This is a genomic window from Pseudonocardia endophytica (assembly GCF_004339565.1).
Classification (GTDB): domain Bacteria; phylum Actinomycetota; class Actinomycetes; order Mycobacteriales; family Pseudonocardiaceae; genus Pseudonocardia; species Pseudonocardia endophytica.
Genome location: NZ_SMFZ01000002.1, coordinates 3,093,925 through 3,110,339, shown reverse-complemented (window position 1 = coordinate 3,110,339; position 16,415 = coordinate 3,093,925). Strand labels below are relative to the sequence as shown.

Annotated in this window: 13 protein-coding genes and 1 pseudogene; 2 read left to right on the top strand and 12 right to left on the bottom strand. The window is 72.5% G+C overall.

The genetic code is table 11. The features are described from left to right. The 8 genes and pseudogenes from EV378_RS33235 to ruvC all read right to left on the bottom strand — a co-directional run. Positions 1 to 2,325 (bottom strand): RelA/SpoT family protein, encoded by a 2,325-nt coding sequence (locus tag EV378_RS33235; protein WP_132431740.1) that lies wholly within the window; start codon positions 2,323 to 2,325, stop codon positions 1 to 3. Between the two features lie 116 nt (positions 2,326 to 2,441). After that, the gene (locus EV378_RS33230; protein ID WP_132431738.1) at positions 2,442 to 3,002 is read right to left on the bottom strand and encodes an adenine phosphoribosyltransferase; all 561 of its coding nucleotides are present in this window, start codon (positions 3,000 to 3,002) and stop codon (positions 2,442 to 2,444) included. Then, positions 2,999 to 4,231, bottom strand: coding sequence for a protein translocase subunit SecF (gene secF, locus EV378_RS33225; protein ID WP_132431736.1), 1,233 nt, complete (start codon positions 4,229 to 4,231; stop codon positions 2,999 to 3,001). Before secF ends, EV378_RS33230 begins: the two co-directional genes overlap by 4 nt. After that, complete coding sequence (gene secD / locus EV378_RS33220) at positions 4,228 to 5,988, bottom strand: protein translocase subunit SecD (protein WP_424511264.1); 1,761 nt, start codon at positions 5,986 to 5,988, stop codon at positions 4,228 to 4,230. Before secD ends, secF begins: the two co-directional genes overlap by 4 nt. A 245-nt stretch (positions 5,989 to 6,233) precedes the next feature. Then, the gene (gene yajC, locus EV378_RS33215; RefSeq protein WP_132431734.1) at positions 6,234 to 6,605 is read right to left on the bottom strand and encodes a preprotein translocase subunit YajC; all 372 of its coding nucleotides are present in this window, start codon (positions 6,603 to 6,605) and stop codon (positions 6,234 to 6,236) included. A 182-nt stretch (positions 6,606 to 6,787) separates the two neighbouring features. After that, positions 6,788 to 7,837 carry a Holliday junction branch migration DNA helicase RuvB gene (ruvB, locus tag EV378_RS33210; RefSeq protein WP_132431732.1) on the bottom strand — a complete coding sequence of 350 codons (1,050 nt, stop codon included), beginning with the start codon at positions 7,835 to 7,837 and terminating at the stop codon, positions 6,788 to 6,790. After that, the gene (gene ruvA, locus EV378_RS33205; protein ID WP_132431730.1) at positions 7,834 to 8,442 is read right to left on the bottom strand and encodes a Holliday junction branch migration protein RuvA; all 609 of its coding nucleotides are present in this window, start codon (positions 8,440 to 8,442) and stop codon (positions 7,834 to 7,836) included. The genes ruvB and ruvA overlap by 4 nt, the downstream gene beginning before the upstream one ends. A gap of 572 nt (positions 8,443 to 9,014) precedes the next feature. After that, a pseudogene (ruvC, locus tag EV378_RS36065) lies at positions 9,015 to 9,578 on the bottom strand (crossover junction endodeoxyribonuclease RuvC); the annotation flags it as partial. A gap of 372 nt (positions 9,579 to 9,950) precedes the next feature. Here ruvC and EV378_RS33190 point away from each other — a divergent pair. Further along, positions 9,951 to 10,508 carry an MOSC domain-containing protein gene (locus EV378_RS33190; RefSeq protein ID WP_132431728.1) on the top strand — a complete coding sequence of 186 codons (558 nt, stop codon included), beginning with the start codon at positions 9,951 to 9,953 and terminating at the stop codon, positions 10,506 to 10,508. A gap of 95 nt (positions 10,509 to 10,603) precedes the next feature. Here EV378_RS33190 and polA read toward each other — a convergent pair whose 3' ends face one another. Continuing rightward, entirely contained in the window at positions 10,604 to 13,396 is a 2,793-nt protein-coding gene (polA, locus tag EV378_RS33185; protein ID WP_132431726.1) for a DNA polymerase I, read from the bottom strand. Positions 13,397 to 13,533: 137 nt separating this feature from the next. Here polA and EV378_RS33180 point away from each other — a divergent pair, with 137 nt between their 5' ends. Then, complete coding sequence (locus EV378_RS33180) at positions 13,534 to 14,028, top strand: hypothetical protein (protein ID WP_165922597.1); 495 nt, start codon at positions 13,534 to 13,536, stop codon at positions 14,026 to 14,028. A gap of 16 nt (positions 14,029 to 14,044) precedes the next feature. Here the strand turns inward: EV378_RS33180 and EV378_RS33175 are convergent, their stop codons facing one another. The 3 genes from EV378_RS33175 to pdxT all read right to left on the bottom strand — a co-directional run bounded on the left by EV378_RS33175 (position 14,045) and on the right by pdxT (position 16,188). After that, positions 14,045 to 14,794 (bottom strand): YebC/PmpR family DNA-binding transcriptional regulator, encoded by a 750-nt coding sequence (locus EV378_RS33175; protein WP_132431722.1) that lies wholly within the window; start codon positions 14,792 to 14,794, stop codon positions 14,045 to 14,047. A gap of 150 nt (positions 14,795 to 14,944) precedes the next feature. After that, entirely contained in the window at positions 14,945 to 15,433 is a 489-nt protein-coding gene (locus EV378_RS33170) for a hypothetical protein (protein WP_132431720.1), read from the bottom strand. Between the two features lie 125 nt (positions 15,434 to 15,558). Continuing rightward, positions 15,559 to 16,188 (bottom strand): pyridoxal 5'-phosphate synthase glutaminase subunit PdxT, encoded by a 630-nt coding sequence (gene pdxT / locus EV378_RS33165; protein WP_132431718.1) that lies wholly within the window; start codon positions 16,186 to 16,188, stop codon positions 15,559 to 15,561. Positions 16,189 to 16,415 lie beyond the last annotated feature (227 nt).

The window sequence follows — 16,415 nt, the reverse complement described above, 5'->3', positions numbered from 1 at the left end:
TCAGGTCGCGCTCGTCACCCGGTACACGTCGTAGACGCCCTCGATGTTGCGGACGGCCTGCAGCAGGTGGCCGAGGTGCTTCGGGTCGCCCATCTCGAACGAGAAGCGGGACACCGCGACCCGGTCCTTCGACGTCGTCGTGGAGGCCGACAGGATGTTGACCTTCTCGTCGGCCAGCACCTTCGTCACGTCGGAGAGCAGCCGGTGCCGGTCCAGCGCCTCGACCTGGATCGCGACCAGGAACACCGACTCCGGCGACACCGACCACGCCACGTCGACGAGCCGCTCGTTGCGGGTGGTCAGGTCACCCGCGTTCGTGCAGTCCGTGCGGTGCACGCTGATCCCGCCTCCGCGGGTGACGAACCCGAGGATCTCGTCGCCGGGTACCGGGGTGCAGCAGCGGGCGAGCTTCACGTAGAGGTCGCCGACCGTCTCGCCGTCCTCCGCCAGCACCACGACGCCCGCGTTCCCACCCGTGCGCCGTGGCCGGACCGTCGACGGGGTGGCCCGCTCGGCGAGCTCCTCCTCCGCGTCCTCCTCGCCGCCGAACCACGCGACCAGCCGCTGCACGACGTGCTGGGCGCTGGCCTGGTGCTCGCCGACGGCGGCGTAGAGCGCGGAGACGTCCGGGTAGTGCATCTCCTTGGCCAGCGTGGACATGGCGTCCGCGGAGACCAGGCGCTGGATCGGCATGCCGGTCCGGCGGGCCTCCCGCGTGATCGCCTCCTTGCCCTCCTCGACGGCCTCCTCGCGGCGCTCCTTGGCGAACCACTGCTTGATCTTCGCCTTGGCCCGCGGGGACTTCGCGATCTGCAGCCAGTCCCGGCTCGGCCCGGCGTCGGTGGCCTTCGACGTGAAGATCTCCACCACGTCGCCGGAGGACAGCTGCCGTTCGAGCGCGACGAGTTTGCCGTTGACCCGCGAGCCGATGCACCGGTGCCCGACCTCGGTGTGCACGGCGTAGGCCAGGTCGATCGGGGTCGATCCGGTCGGCAGCGTGACCACGTCGCCCTTCGGCGTGAACACGAAGATCTCGCGCGCGGCCAGGTCGAAGCGCAGCGAGTCGAGGAACTCGCCGGGGTCGGCGGCCTCGCGCTGCCAGTCGAGCAGCTGGCGCATCCACGCCATCTCCTCGACCTCGACCTCCTTGCCTGCGGCCGCACGCACCTCCTTGTAGCGCCAGTGCGCTGCGATGCCGTACTCGGCGGTGCGGTGCATCGACCGGGTCCGGATCTGCACCTCGAGCGGCTTGCCGTCCGGGCCGATCACGGTCGTGTGCAGCGACTGGTAGACGCCGAAGCGCGGCTGGGCGATGTAGTCCTTGAACCGGCCGGGCATCGGCTGCCACAGCGCGTGCACCATGCCGATCGCGGCGTAGCAGTCGCGCACCTCGTCGACGAGCACCCGGACGCCGACGAGGTCGTGGATGTCGTCGAAGTCGCGGCCCTTGACGATCATCTTGCGATAGATCGAGTAGTAGTGCTTCGGCCTGCCCTCGACGGTCGCCGGGATCCGCGCCGAGTCCAGCTGCAGCGTCACCTCGTCGATCACCTGGCGCAGGTAGGTGTCCCGCGACGGCGCCCGGTCGGCGACCAGCCGCACGATCTCCTGGTACTTCTTCGGCTGCAGGATCGCGAACGACAGGTCCTCGAGCTCCAGCTTCACGGTGGCCATGCCGAGCCGGTGCGCGAGTGGGGCGAACACCTCCAGCGTCTCGTTCGCCTTCTTGACCTGCTTCTCCGGGCGCAGGAAGCGCATCGTGCGCATGTTGTGCAGCCGGTCCGACAGCTTGATCACCAGCACCCGTGGGTCCCGGGCCATCGCGACGACCATCTTGCGGATCGTCTCCGCCTCGGCGGCCGTGCCGAACTCGACCTTGTCCAGCTTGGTCACGCCGTCGACCAGGTGCGCGACCTCGTCCCCGAACTCCGCGCGCAGGCGCTCCAGCGAGTAGTCGGTGTCCTCGACGGTGTCGTGCAGCAGCGCCGCGACCAGCGTCGTCGTGTCCATGCCGAGCTCGGCGAGGATCGTCGCGACGGACAGTGGATGCGTGATGTAGGGGTCACCGGACTTGCGGGTCTGGCCCTCGTGCTTGAGCTCCGCGACGTCGTAGGCGCGCTGGAGCAGCATGAGGTCGGCCTTGGGGTGCAGCGAGCGGTGCACCGCGGCCAGCGGCTCCAGGACCGGCTTGACGATCGCGACCCGCTGCGGCGTCATCCGCCGGGCGATCCGGGCCCGCACCCGCCGGGTGGCCGACGGCCGGGCGGGCTCGTCGGCGGCGCTGCCGCCGGTCTCCTGGGTCTGCCCCTGGTCGAGATCGGTCACCAGGCCGCTCCGTGCGGGGTGGACCACGAGCTCATCGCTCCAGAGTAGTCCCCGGACCGCCGCGACGCCGAGACCCGGCCGCGTCCGGGTGCCCGTCCGCGCCGGGTGGTCTGCCCTCAGCCGCTCAGCAGCGCGTCGACCCGCACACCGTCCAGCTTCGCCCGCCCGTCGAGCGCGGTCAGCTCCAGGAGCGTGCCGAACCCGACGATCTCGGCGCCCGCGTCGGTGAGCAGCGCGCAGGCCGCGGCCGCCGTGCCGCCGGTGGCCAGCACGTCGTCGACGACGTAGACGCGCGTTCCCGGTTCGACGACGCCGGCGGGCAGCTCGAGCGTCGCCGTCCCGTACTCGAGGTCGTAGGTGCGGCTGGCCGCGACGGCGGGCAGCTTCCCGGCCTTGCGCACCGGTACCGTGCCGACGCCCGCGACGAGCGCGACGGCCGCGCCGAGCAGGAACCCGCGCGCCTCCACGCCGACGACCACGTCGGCCTCGCCGGTCCGGGCGGCGATCTCGGTGGCCACGGTCGCGAACGCCTCGCCGTCGGCGAGCACCGGGGTGATGTCGCGGAACAGCACGCCGGGCTGCGGGTAGTCCGGCACGCTCCGGACGAGCTCGGCGACCCGGTCCAGCTCGACGGCGGAGTCGAGGTCGGTGTCGATCACCTGGACCGGCGTCGTCACCGTGCCCGCCCCGCCCCGCCGGCCCCGCCGGCTGCCGACCCTCGTCGCCTCTTGCCGGTCGGGCGTCCGGACTTGCCGGTGGGGCGCGCTCCCGGGCGCGGAGCCGTGCCCGACGTGCGGACCGCGGAGCCGCCGGTCGCGGTCGTCGCGAACTCCGGCTCCTCGTCCGCGTCGAGCTCGCCGGCCCGGATGGCGGCCGCACGCTGGCGCCGGGCCCGCACCCTCTTCTCCTGGTCCACGAAGCGCTTGTCGCGCATCTTCAGGTCGACCAGCAGCGGCGTCGCCAGCAGCAGCGACGACACCGCACCGGCCAGCATGCCGACGAGCTGGACGAGCGCGAGGTCGGCGAGCGTGCCGACGCCGAGCAGCCCGACACCGATCACCAGCAGGCCGAGCACCGGCAGCACCGCGATCAGCGACGTGTTCAACGACCGCATGAACGTCTGGTTCAACGCCAGGTTCGCCGCCTCCGGGTAGCTGCGACGGGTGAGCTTGAGCAGCCCGCGGGTGTTCTCCCGGACCTTGTCGAACACGACGACCGTGTCGTAGAGCGAGAACCCGAGGATCGTCAGCAGACCGATCACCGTCGACGGCGTGACCTCGAAGCCGACCAGCGAGTAGATGCCCGCCGTGACGACGATGTCGTGCACGAGCGCGACCAGCGCCGCGATCGCCATGTCCCGCTCGAAGTAGAACGCCAGGAACAGCGTGACCAGCACGAGGAACACGCCGAGCGCGATCAGCGCCTGGGTGGTGATCTCCCCGCCCCACGTCCCGGACACGGCGCTGTCGCTGACCGCGCCCGCGCTCGGCTGCCCGTTCGGGCCGAGCGGCTTGAGGTCGTCGAACAGGCGTTGCTTGAGCGGGTCGAGCTGGGCCGGGCCGAGCGACTCCGAGCGGATCTGGATCGACGCCGAGTCGCCGGCGCCCACCGACTGCACCGAGACCGGCGGCTGCCCGACGACCTCGGTGTAGATCTGCTCGACCTGCTGGCTCGTGATCGTCCCGTTCGCCCCGGTGGCCGGCATCTGGATCTGCGAGCCGCCGGTGAAGTCGATCCCCAGGTTGAAACCGCGGATCACGATCGACAGCACGCAGACCAGCACGAGCGCGCCGAACGCGATGTACCACGTCTTCCTGCGCCCGACGACGTCGACGTTCGCCGTGCCGGTGGTCAGCCGGGTCAGCGCGCTGTCGCGCTCCGGCCGCCTCGTCGTGGCGGTGCTCATGCCCGGCCTCCCCTCGTCGCGCCCGCACGCTCGGCGGTGTCCTCGTTCGCTCTGCGCTGCCGTGCACCGATCCGCGCGACCGCACCGAGCCCGGACAAGCTCGGCTTGCCGAGCGTCCTGGAGCGCGACATGAGGGCGACCAGCGGGTGCGTCACCAGGAACACGACGACGAGGTCGAGCACCGTCGACATGCCGAGTGTGAACGCGAACCCGCGCACCTCGCCGACGGCCAGGATGTAGAGCACGGCGGCGGCCAGGAAGCTGACCGCGTCCGCGGTGAGGATCGTGCGCCGCGCCCGTTCCCAGCTGCGCGGCACCGCGGAGCGGTAGGTTCTGCCCTCCCGCATCTCGTCCTTGAGTCTCTCGAAGAAGATCACGAACGAGTCGGCCGTGATGCCGATCGCGATGATGAAGCCGGCGACACCGGCCAGGTCCAGCGTGAACCCGATCCAGCGTCCGAGCAGGATCAGTACCGCGTAGACGACGGCGCCGGACAGCACGAGCGACAGGATCGTCAGTACCCCGAGCAGCCGGTAGTAGATGAGGCAGTAGACGAACACCAGCAGCAGGCCGATCGCGCCGGCGATCAGACCCGCCTCCAGGGAGGCGATGCCGAGCGTCGCGGACACCGTCTGCGCCTGGCTGGAGTCGAACGACAGCGGCAGCGAGCCGTAGCGCAGCGTCTCGGCGAGGTCCTGCGCACGCTGCTGGCTGAAGTTGCCCGAGATCTGGGTCGGGCCGTAGATCGGCTGGTTGATCCGGGCGTCGGAGACGACGGCGCCGTCCAGCGTGAACGCGACGGTCTTGCCGACGTTGGCCGTCGTGTACTTGCCCCAGATGTCCGCGCCGGTCGCCTTGAACGTCACGGACACGACGAACCCGGCGCCCTGCTGGTTCTGCTCGGCCTGCGCCGAGTTGATCTCGGTGCCCTCCAGGAACGAGGGGCCCAGGATGTACTTCTGCGTCTTGTCCTCACCGCAGACCACCAGCGGCTTGGTCGGGTCGTCGTAGCCGCGCAGCGGGTCCTCGGCGTTGCAGTCCAGCTCGAGCGCGGCCTGCTGCAGCGTGGCCTGGTCGGTGCTCTGCCGCGTCTCGCGCAGCTTGGCGACGATCGCTGCCTGTGCCGGGTCGGCGGGCGACGACGTGCCTGCGCCGTTCTGCGCGGGTGCGGGGGGCTGCGGGGTCGGCGGCGGCGTCGGGTCCTGACGCGGGGCGTCGCCGTCGAGCGGCGTCGAGTACGACACGGGTGCGACGGCCGGGCTCTCCCCCTGTGACTGCGGCTGCGCGGGGGTGCCCTGCTGCTGACCGGGCGTGGCGCCCGGCTCCGGAGTCGCTCCCTGCCCGGGCGTGGTCTGGCCCGTCGCACCCTGGCTCGCCGGGATCGGACCGCCGGTCACCTCGCGGAACCGCAGCTGGGCGGTCTGGCCGAGCTGGCGGGCCTGCTCGCCACCCTCGCCGGGGACCGTGATCGTGATGTTGCTGCCGTCCAGCACCACCTCGGCGTCGCTGACGCCGAGGCCGTTCACCCGCTGCTCGATGATCTGCTGGGCCTGCTGGAGCTGGTCCCGTGGCGGAACCCCACCGTTCTCGGTCCGCGCGGTCAGCGTGACCCTCGTGCCGCCCTGGAGGTCGATGCCGAGTTTCGGCGCGAGCCCTCCACCACCGGTGAAGAACACCAGCGAGTAGAGGACGACCATGACGCCGACGAACGCCACGAGATAACGCCAGGGACGGAACGTCCCCGTGCTTGAGGCCACTGCGGAAAACTCCCTGCCGGTCCGGGCGCGGACGCGGATCGCCGAACCCGTGGGGCCGATCCGCCGAGCCGATCTGCTGGCCCGGCGATGCTACCGACCGCCCGTCGGGGGCTTGACACCGCACACGCGCGAGGGGCACCTCCGCACATCGCGGAGATGCCCCCTGTCCTCGCGCGGCCTCGCTGCGCTCGGTTTCCCTCGCTCCGCCCGGCCGACGTGTGGTCGTCACCGGGCGGTCGGACCGCTCAGTGGATGATCGGCTTGCCCTCGCTCGGGGTGACCTTCGCGTCGGACGACGTCGACGCCGTCTCGTCCGCGTCGTCCTTCGTGTCCTCGACGGCCGGGGTCGCGTCCGCGGCGTCGGTGTTGACCTTCTCCCGGACGGCGGCGCGCAGCCAGGTGGTGACCACGCCGTCGGCGATCTCGATGTCGATCGTCTCCTCGTAGGAGGCGTCGGTGATCACGCCGCGCAGGCCCGAGGTGGTGATGACCACGTCACCCTCACCCAGCGCCTGCTGCATCGCCTGGGTCTCCTGCATCTGGCGACGCTGCTTGCGGCCGTTGAGGAACAGCGGCACGAACAGCAGCAGGATGATCAGGAACGGGAGGAACGTCATCAGCGAATTACCCATTTACCGGCTCTCTCGTCTCGGGTCGAGGCCCCGAGTGTGCCAGCGGGACCGATGTGTCGAAGGGCGGGCCTGCGCGGGCCGCAGGCATCCCGGAGTCCAACGTCCGGGGGCCGCAACGGGTTCCCCCACCAGGGAACCGGACGAATGGTATCGCCTCCTGCCCGAGGTCAGAACAGCGCGGGCGGGGCGTCCGGCGGCGGAGCCGTCAGCCCGAGGTGCGACCACGCCGCAGGCGTCGCCACCCGGCCCCGCGGTGTGCGGGCCAGCATGCCGGCCCGCACCAGGTACGGCTCGCAGACCTCCTCGACCGTGCCCGCCTCCTCACCGACGGCGACGGCGAGCGTCGAGATGCCCACCGGTCCGCCGTGGAAGCTCTGGACGAGCGCCCGCAGCACGGCCCGGTCCAGGCGGTCCAGGCCGAGCTCGTCCACGTCGTAGACGGCGAGCGCAGCCTGCGCGATGTCGCGGCGGATGACGCCGTCGGCCCGGACGTCGGCGAAGTCCCGGACCCGGCGCAGCAGCCGGTTCGCGATCCGCGGGGTCCCGCGGCAGCGCCCGGCGATCTCCTCCGCGCCGTCCGCGCGCAGGTCGATGCCGAGGATCGCGGCGGCGCGGTGCAGCACCTGCTCGAGCTCGTCCGGCTCGTAGAACTCCATGTGCGCGGTGAAACCGAACCGGTCGCGCAGCGGGCCGGTCAGCGACCCGGCCCGGGTGGTGGCGCCGACCAGCGTGAACGGTGCGACGTCGAGCGGGATCGACGTCGCACCCGGCCCCTTCCCGACGACGACGTCCACCCGGAAGTCCTCCATCGCCAGGTAGAGCATCTCCTCGGCCGGGCGGGCGGTGCGGTGGATCTCGTCGATGAACAGGACGTCGCCGGGCACCAGGTTGGACAGCATCGCCGCGAGGTCCCCGGCCCGCTCGAGCGCCGGACCGGACGTCAGCCGCACCGACGCGCCCAGCTCGGCCCCGACGATCATCGCCAGGCTCGTCTTGCCCAAGCCGGGCGGGCCGGACAGCAGGATGTGGTCCGGCGGGTCCCCGCGCTGCTTCGCGCCCGCCAGCACGAGCTCGAGCTGCTCGCGCACGCGCGGCTGGCCGACGAACTCGTCGAGGTTGCGGGGGCGCAGCGACGTCTCGACGTCACCGTCCTCCGGGTGCGCGACGGCGTCGACCTCACGGAGGTCGCCGTCCTCGGCCGGGTCGACACCGCTCACCGCGAGCGGCCCAGACTGGACAGCGCGGTACGCAGCAGCGCCTGCGAGTCGACGTCGGGCGTCGCGGCGAGCACCGCGTCGACCGCCTGCTCGGCCGGCCGGGCCGTGAACCCGAGCCCGACGAGCGCCTCGACCACCTGGTCACGCGGCCCCAGCACGGGCGCGGGCATCCGGGCCTGCTCCCCCGCTGCGCCCGCCGGCTCGGGCGCGGTCACCTTGTCCCGCAGTTCGACGACGAGGCGTTCCGCGCTCTTGCGCCCGACGCCGGGGATGCGGGTCAGGACGGCGAGGTCACCGTCGGCGATGGCGCGGCGGAGCGTGTCCGGCTCCAGCACCGCGAGCGTGGCCAGCGCCAGCCGGGGACCGATCCCGGACACCGTCTGCAGCAGCGTGAACAGCTCCCGCTCCTCGGCGTCGGCGAAGCCGAACAGGGTCAGCGACTCCTCGCGCACGATCATCGACGTGGCCAGCCGCGCCGTCTCCCCGCGCCGCAGACCCGCGAGCGTGTTCGGCGTGGCGAACACACCGAGACCGACACCGCCGACCTCGACCACCGCGTGGTCCAGGTTGATCTCCAGCACCGTCCCGCGCACCGAGTGGATCACCGCTGCTCCTGCTCCTCCGAGGCACGAACGCCCGTTCGATCCGGGACGCTACCGTGCGGGTCCGACATTCCCGCGTCCCGCCCGATGCGTGTCGCCCGGTCCTGTCCAGGCGCGTCTCCGTTCGCCGCCGCGCGTTGCGAGCCGGCCCGACCGGCGCCCGCGGCCCGCGCCGTACCCACCGCCTGATCCGTATCCACCGCCTGATCCGTATCCGCGGCCTGACCCGTATCCGCGGCCCGACCCGTACCCGCGGCCCGACCCGTACCCGCGGCCCGACCCGTACCCGCGGCCCGACCCGTACCCGCGGCCCGACCCGTATCCGCGGCCCGACCGGGGTCCACCGCCCGACGAGAGCCCCGGCTCCGGTCGGCCGCCGCCGGCGCGGTGTCCGGCGTCCGGCCCGCGTCCGGTGTCGACCGGCTGCCGCCTGCGGTTCGGCGGCTGCCCGCGGTCCGCGCCCCGCCCGCGGCCCGGCCACGGAGGGCCGAGCGTGCCGCCAGCTCCTCCCAGGTCGCGGGCGCACCGGGGCGCGCGGCCTGGTCCTGTCGTGCTGCCACGTCCGCCCAGGTCGCGGCGGCGCCGCGGGCCGCGTCCGAGAGGCGCGCCCGGTGCACCGCGGCGAGCTCGGCGGCGCGGGCCTGCGCCTCGGCCATCCGGTCCTGCATCGGCGCCCGCCAGCAGTGACAGATCGCCAGCGCGAGCGCGTCCGCCGCGTCCGCAGGCTTCGGCGCCTCTGCCAGCCCGAGCAGCCGGGTCACCATGGCCCCGACCTGCGCCTTCCCTGCCCGACCCTCGCCCGTCACGGCGGCCTTGACCTCGCTCGGGGTGTGGAACGCGACCGGGAGCCCTGCCCGCGCCGCGACGAGCGCGACGACCCCGCTGGCCTGCGCCGTACCCATCACGGTGCGCACGTTGTGCTGGCTGAACACGCGCTCGACGGCGACGACGTCCGGCCGGTGCCGAGCCACCCACTCCTCGACCGCGTCCGCCACACCGGCGAGCCTGCGTTCCAGCGGCACGTCCGTCCCGCTGCGCACGACACCGACGTCGACGCAGCTCACAGCCCGTCCGGACCCGGACTCGACGACACCGAGCCCGCACCGAGTCAGCCCCGGGTCGACCCCGAGCACCCGCACGCGCACCCCTCCCGACTCCCCCGACGTCGGTTCAGCAGGCTACCGGCGGGCCCCGTCCCGTCCGGCCGGGGCGCGCCGCCACCCTCGCGCCCGCTCGAGCGCCACGCCGCACGGTGCGGACCGGCACGGTCCCACCGCGCCCGTCGCACACCACGCCGAGGCGACACCGGCCCGGGGTGAGATGACGTCAGTCGTTCCGGCGGACGCCCGGGAGAACCATGAGCGTCATCTCACGGGGGCCGGCGCCGTCGCGGACCGGCGCCCGCAGTCGGTCCCGTCGCCCGACGAGCCTCGCGACCCCGTCGAGAGACGACCCGACACCGGACGAGAGGCCTACCCGGACGCACGTCCACCGCGCGTAGCGTCGACCGCGTGGACCGAGACCCGGTGGAGATCACGACTCTGATCGTGTCACCGGTGCACGCCTACCAGGGCCGTCCGGCCGACGGTCCGCGGGCCGATCCGGAACCGGTCACCCGGTCGTCGGTCCTGGTTCGGGCCGGCGACGGGCTCGTCGGCGACCGGTACTGCGGCCACCCCGCGCACCGCCACGCCGCGGTGACCGTGTTCGCCGCGGAGTCGCTGGACACCGTCCGCGACGAGCTCGGGCCGGGGCCCGCGTTCGCACCGGCGACCGCACGCCGCAACATCGTGCTGCGCGGCGCCGACGTCGACGCGCTGGCCGCGCCGGGACGCGGCGGCACCGGGGCCGTGTTCACCCTCGACTCCGGCGACGGCCCGGTGCGGTTCCAGGCCTACCGGGCCGCGCATCCGTGCGGGTGGATGGACGTCGTACTCGCACCCGGCGCGTTCCGAGCCTTGCGCGGCCGGGGCGGCGTCCGTTGCACCCCGCTCGACGACGGCGTGCTCCGCCTCGGTCCGGCCGAACTGGGCATCCTGATGCCCGCAGCCGGCGCCCGTGCAGGCTGACCTCGCAGGCCCCGGCCGGACGTCGCAGGCCCCGCACGGCCTGTGACGTCGCGCGATGCCCTGCGAGGTCGGTGACCCGGCGGGACCGCGCCGACTCAGTGCGCGGCGCTGTCCCAGCTGCGCCCGTAGCCGACGGACACGTCGAGCGACACGGTCAGCTCGGCCGCGGCCGCCATCTCCCGCCGCACGAGCTCCTCGCAGGCCTCGCGCTCGCCGTCGGCGACCTCGAACACGAGCTCGTCGTGCACCTGCAGCAGCATCCGGCTCCGGAGGCCCTCCGCGGCGAGCGCACGGTGCACCCGCAGCATCGCCTCCTTGATGATGTCCGCGGCGCTGCCCTGGATCGGGGCGTTCAGCGCCATCCGCTCGGCCATCTCGCGACGCTGCCGGTTGTCGCTGGTCAGGTCCGGAAGATAGCGGCGGCGGCCCATGATCGTCGCCGTGTAGCCGTCCTTGCGCGCCTGGTCGACGACGCCGCCCAGGTAGTCCCGCACCCCGCCGAAACCGGCGAAGTACTCGTCCATCAGGCCCTTGGCCTCGTCGGTCGGGATCCGCAGCTGGGTGGACAGGCCGTACGCGGACAGCCCGTAGGCCAGGCCGTAGTTCATCGCCTTGATCTTGGCGCGCTGCTCGACGCTGACGTCCGGGGCGTCCACCTTGAACACACGCGCCGCCGTCTCGGCGTGGAAGTCGTGCTGCGAGCGGAACGCCTCGATCAGCGCCTGGTCCTCGGACAGGTGCGCCATGATCCGCATCTCGATCTGGCTGTAGTCCGCGGTCATCAGCTCGCCGTAGGCAGCGCCGTCGGAGCCCGCCCCGCCGTCCCGGCCCACGACGAACGCGTCCCGGATCCGCCGCCCGGCCGCCGTGCGGATCGGCACGTTCTGCAGGTTCGGGTCGGTCGAGGACAGCCGCCCGGTGGCCGCGATCGTCTGCGAGTACGTCGTGTGGATCCGGCCGTCGTCGGCCACCGACTTGATCAACCCGTCGACGGTGACCTTCAGTCGGGTCGCGTCCCGGTGCGCCAGCAGGTGCCGCAGGAACTCGTGCCCGGTCTGCTCGTAGAGCGTCTGCAGCGCGTCCGCGTCGGTCGTGTAGCCCGTCTTCGTGCGCTTCGTCTTCGGCATCTCCAACTCGTCGAACAGCACGGTCTGCAGCTGCTTCGGCGACCCGAGGTTGATCTCCTTGCCGATCACCGCGTACGCGTCCTGCGCGGCCTGGCGGACGGCGGCGCCGAACTCCGACTCCAGGTCGGACAGCATCTCCTGGTCGACGGCGATCCCGGCCGCCTCGAGGTCGGCCAGCACGAACGCGAGCGGCAGCTCCAGCTCGGCGAGCAGCTCCGACCCGCCGCGCTCGGCGAGGTCCGCGTCCAGCGCGTCCGCCAGCTCCTGGATCGCCGACGCCGCGAGCATCTCCTGCTGCGCGGCCTCGTCGTCCTTCTCCTCCTCGCCGCCGAGCAGCGAGAGCTGGCCGTCGTCGGGGGCCTCGGTGCGCAGCTCACGGCGCAGGTAGCGCAGCGCGAGGTCGGCCAGGTCGAACGTGCGCTGCCCGGGCTTGGCCAGGTACGCGGCGAGCGCCGTGTCGCTGGTCAGCCCCGCCAGCGTCCAGCCGCGCGAGCGCAGCGCGTGCAGGACGGCCTTCACGTCGTGCGCCGCCTTCGCGACCGACGCGTCGGCCAGCCAGTCACCCAGCGCCTTCTCGTCGTCCGGCGTCAGGGACGCCAGCGCCAGGTACCCGGCCTGTGGCACACCGGCCTCGGCGCCCGCCGCCCGGTCCTCGACGGTCGGCTCCCCGACGGCCAGCGCGATCCCGAGCACGTCCCGCGCCGCGACAGGCCCGCTGACCCCGGCGAACGACAGCGCGACGCGCCGCCCGTCGCGGGCGTGCGTGTCCAGCCAGGACCGGACCGAGCCCGGCTCGATCACCGAGCCCGCGACCTCGAACCCGGACTCGGCCTCCGGCTCGGCGCTCTGCAGCGTCGCGAACAGGCGCTCGCGCAGCACGCGGAACTCCAGCTCGTCGAACAGCCGATGCACGGCATCCCGGTCCCAGGCCCGCACCTCCAGCTGCGACGGACCGGCCCCCAGGTCGACGTCCCGCACCAGCTCGGTGAGCTGCCGGTTGAGCGTGACGTTGGCCAGGTTCTCGCGCAGCGCGTCCCCGGCCTTGCCCTTGACCTCGTCCACCCGGTCGGTCAGCTCGGCCAGCGACCCGAACTCGCGGACCCACTTGGCCGCCGTCTTCTCCCCCACGCCCGGGATCGACGGCAGGTTGTCCGACGGGTCCCCGCGCAGCGCCGCGAAGTCCGGGTACTGGGCCGGGGTGAGGCCGTAGCGGTTGTCCACCTCGGCCGGGTCGATCCGCCCCAGGTCGGACACGCCGCGCTTCGGGTACAGGACGGTCACATGATCCGTGACCAGCTGGAACGCGTCCCGGTCCCCGGTGGTGATGAGCACGTCGAAGCCCTCGGCCTCGGCCTGCGTCGCGAGCGTGGCGATCAGGTCGTCCGCCTCGTAGCCGTCCACGCCGAACACCGGGATGTTCAGCGCGTTCAGGACCTCCTTGATGAGGTCGATCTGGCCGCGGAAGTCGTCCGGCGTGGTGGACCGGTTCGCCTTGTACTCGGCGTAGCGCTCGGCGCGGAACGTCTTGCGCGAGACGTCGAACGCGACGGCCAGATGCGTCGGCTCCTCGTCCCGCAGCAGGTTGATCAGCATCGAGGTGAAGCCGTAGACGGCGTTCGTGGTCTGCCCGGTGCCGGTGCGGAAGTTCTCCGCGGGCAGCGCGAAGAACGCCCGGTAGGCCAGCGAATGACCGTCGAGCAGCAGGAGCCGGGGGTGGTCCGATCCGGCCTTCTTCACTGTGGTCTGCGTCGCGGTGCTCATCGGTGAGGAGTCTAGAACCGACCCCCGACAGGAACGGCGGCCGCGCCCCCGTCGGCCGTAACGCGGTTCGCTGCTCTTGCGAGTGGGTATCGACGCCGACCTCGACCGGCTGTCGGCGATCGGGCCCGGAGGACACGATGCCGAAGACGAGTGCGCGCGTGCTGGTTGGTTTCGTCCTGTTCAGCAGTGTGTTCCTGGCCGGTTGTCCCGGTGGCGTTCGGGCCGGGGCCCAGGTCGGCGACGACGTCGCGCGTGAGGTGCGGGTTCTCGCCGGCGCTGGTCGTGAGATCCCGTTGCCGAAGCCGCGTGTCACCGTCGCTCCGGTGGAGCTGACTCCGCTCGCCGACCGGGTCGCTGTTCAGACCGAGTCCATCGTCGCTCCGCACGTCGACGATCTGGAGATCGACGACGCGAGGCAGGTCGTCTCCGCCGCGTGCACAGCCAACGACGTCGCGGACCTCTATGGGGCGGAGAGCTGGGAGGACGCCGCTGACACCGCACTGGGGATGACGAACTCCCCGGCCGGGGCACGACAGCGAGTCGCCTCGCTGGCCTCGGACATTGACGATGCAGAATCGAGCTCGGACATCGCCACCTCGGTGGCCGCCTACGCGATCTGCGAGACCACGTAGGCGGCGGCCGTCGCGCTCAGCCGACCTCGGCCATGACCTCGTCGGAGACGTCGAAGTTCGAGTACACGTTCTGCACCTCGTCCGAGTCCTCCAGCGCCTCGATCAGCCGGAAGATCTTCTTGGCGCCGTCCGCGTCGAGCTCGATCTGCATCGACGGGAGGAACGTCTGGTCCGCGGAGTCGTAGTCGATGCCGGCCTGCTGCAGCGCCGTGCGCACCGCCACCACGTCGCCCGCCTCGGACACGACCTCCCAGCTGTCGCCGAGGTCGTTGACGTCCTCCGCGCCCGCCTCCAGGACGGCGAGCAGCACGTCGTCCTCGGACAGCTCGCCCTTCGGCAGCACGACGACGCCCTTGCGGGTGAACAGGTAGGCGACCGACCCGGGGTCGGCCATCTGGCCGCCGTTGCGGGTCATCGCCGTCCGGACCTCGGTGGCCGCCCGGTTCTTGTTGTCGGTCAGGCACTCGACCAGCAGGGCGACGCCGTTCGGGCCGTAGCCCTCGTACGTGATGGCCTGGTACTCGACGCCGGCGCCGTCCGCCCCGGAGCCGCGCTTGACCGCGCGGTCGATGTTGTCGTTCGGGACCGAGCTCTTCTTCGCCTTCTGGATCGCGTCGAACAGCGTGGGGTTGCCGTCCGGGTCACCGCCGCCGGTCCGGGCCGCGACCTCGATGTTCTTGATCAGCTTGGCGAACATCTTGCCGCGCCGGGCGTCGATCACGGCCTTCTTGTGCTTCGTCGTCGCCCACTTGGAGTGACCGCTCATCGGCTCCCCACCTCTCATCTGCTCGCGTCCGGGCCGCCGAGGGAAAGGGCCCCGCAGCCGTGCAGGTCGAACGTGCCGGGCACGGACCTGCGTCAACCTCCCGATGCTACCGGCGACGGCGATCGCAGGCCCGGCCCCCTGTGCGGGCGATCATCGCCGCGTCCGGTACCGGGCGTTGTGCGTACGCGGCCGGAAGAACGCCGTCGACGACGGGTGGAACAGCAGCGCCAGCGCGACCAGCACCTCCAGGACGTGCAGGCTGCGCAGACCGGCCACCGCGAGATCGGCCCATCCGGCCGTCGCCAGGAACGCCCCGACCGATCCCCCGGCGGCCAGATACCCGATCGGCTCGACCACGAGCGACAGCATGCCGACCCCGCCGATCACGACGGCGACCGTCCAGCGGACGGCGTTGCTCCCGGTGCGCAGCGTCAGGACGAGCGCGCCCAGCACCAGGTAGACGCCGAAACGCACCATCACGGCGGGACCGGTCGGCGCGTCCGGAGTGGACAGATGGACGAACGTCTCGGCGACGCCGGCGAGGATGGCGCCCAGCCACAGCGCGACGCTCAGCGTGACCGAGGACGGCCGGACCGGCCGGACGGGATGCGACGGGTGGAGCGGGACGGTGGTGGCCATGAGGAGTCCTCCTCCGACGGCGTGACGGGCTCCACCAGCGTGTCCGCACGGACGTCGCCGCCCCACACGGTGCGCCCCCGGCCGAGCGTGGGGAACGCCTCACCCGGCGGACTCGGGACCGCTGGTCAGAGCGTCGCGCGCACCATCTCGACGAACAGGCCGTGCACCCGCCGGTCGCCGGTCAGCTCCGGGTGGAACGCCGTGGCCAGCACCGGCCCCTGACGCACCGCCACCGGGCGGCCGGCCGCGGCGCCCGCGTCCTCGCCCTCGCTGGTGACGTGCGGGACCGACGCCAGCACCTCGACGTCGCCCCCGGCCTTCTCCACCCACGGCGCCCGGATGAACACCGCGTGCATCGGGCCGTCCGGCACGCCCCGGAACTCCAGGTCCGTCTCGAACGAGTCGACCTGGCGACCGAACGCGTTCCGCCGCACCACGACGTCCAGCCCGCCGAGCTGGTGCTGGTCCGGGCGGCCGTCCAGGATCCGGTCCGCGAGCAGGATCATCCCGGCGCACGACCCGTAGGCCGGCATGCCGTCGCGCAGGCGGTCGCGCAGCGGCTCGAGGAGCTCGAACACGTCCAGGAGCCTGCTCATCGTCGTCGACTCGCCGCCGGGCAGCACCAGACCGTCCACCGCCGCGAGCTCGGACGCGCGCCGCACCGCGATCGGCCGTGCTCCGGACGCGGCCAGCGCCTCCAAGTGCTCCGGGACGTTGCCCTGCAGCGCCAGCACACCGACGGTCGGGGACGACATGCATCCAGGATAACCCGCTGCTACCTGCGGTAACCGGCCGTACGGCGGTGACCCCGGGCACCGTCCGGCGGTGTCCCCGCCGCGGGGCCCGGCCGGATTCTGGTGTGGCGCGGACGCCTCCCACACGTCCGCGTGCGGAGGGGAACAGATGAACATCGGTCGTACGGTCCGGGTATTCCGGGCCGAACCCGTCATGAGTCCGGTCGCCGAGGCCGGGATCACCGAGG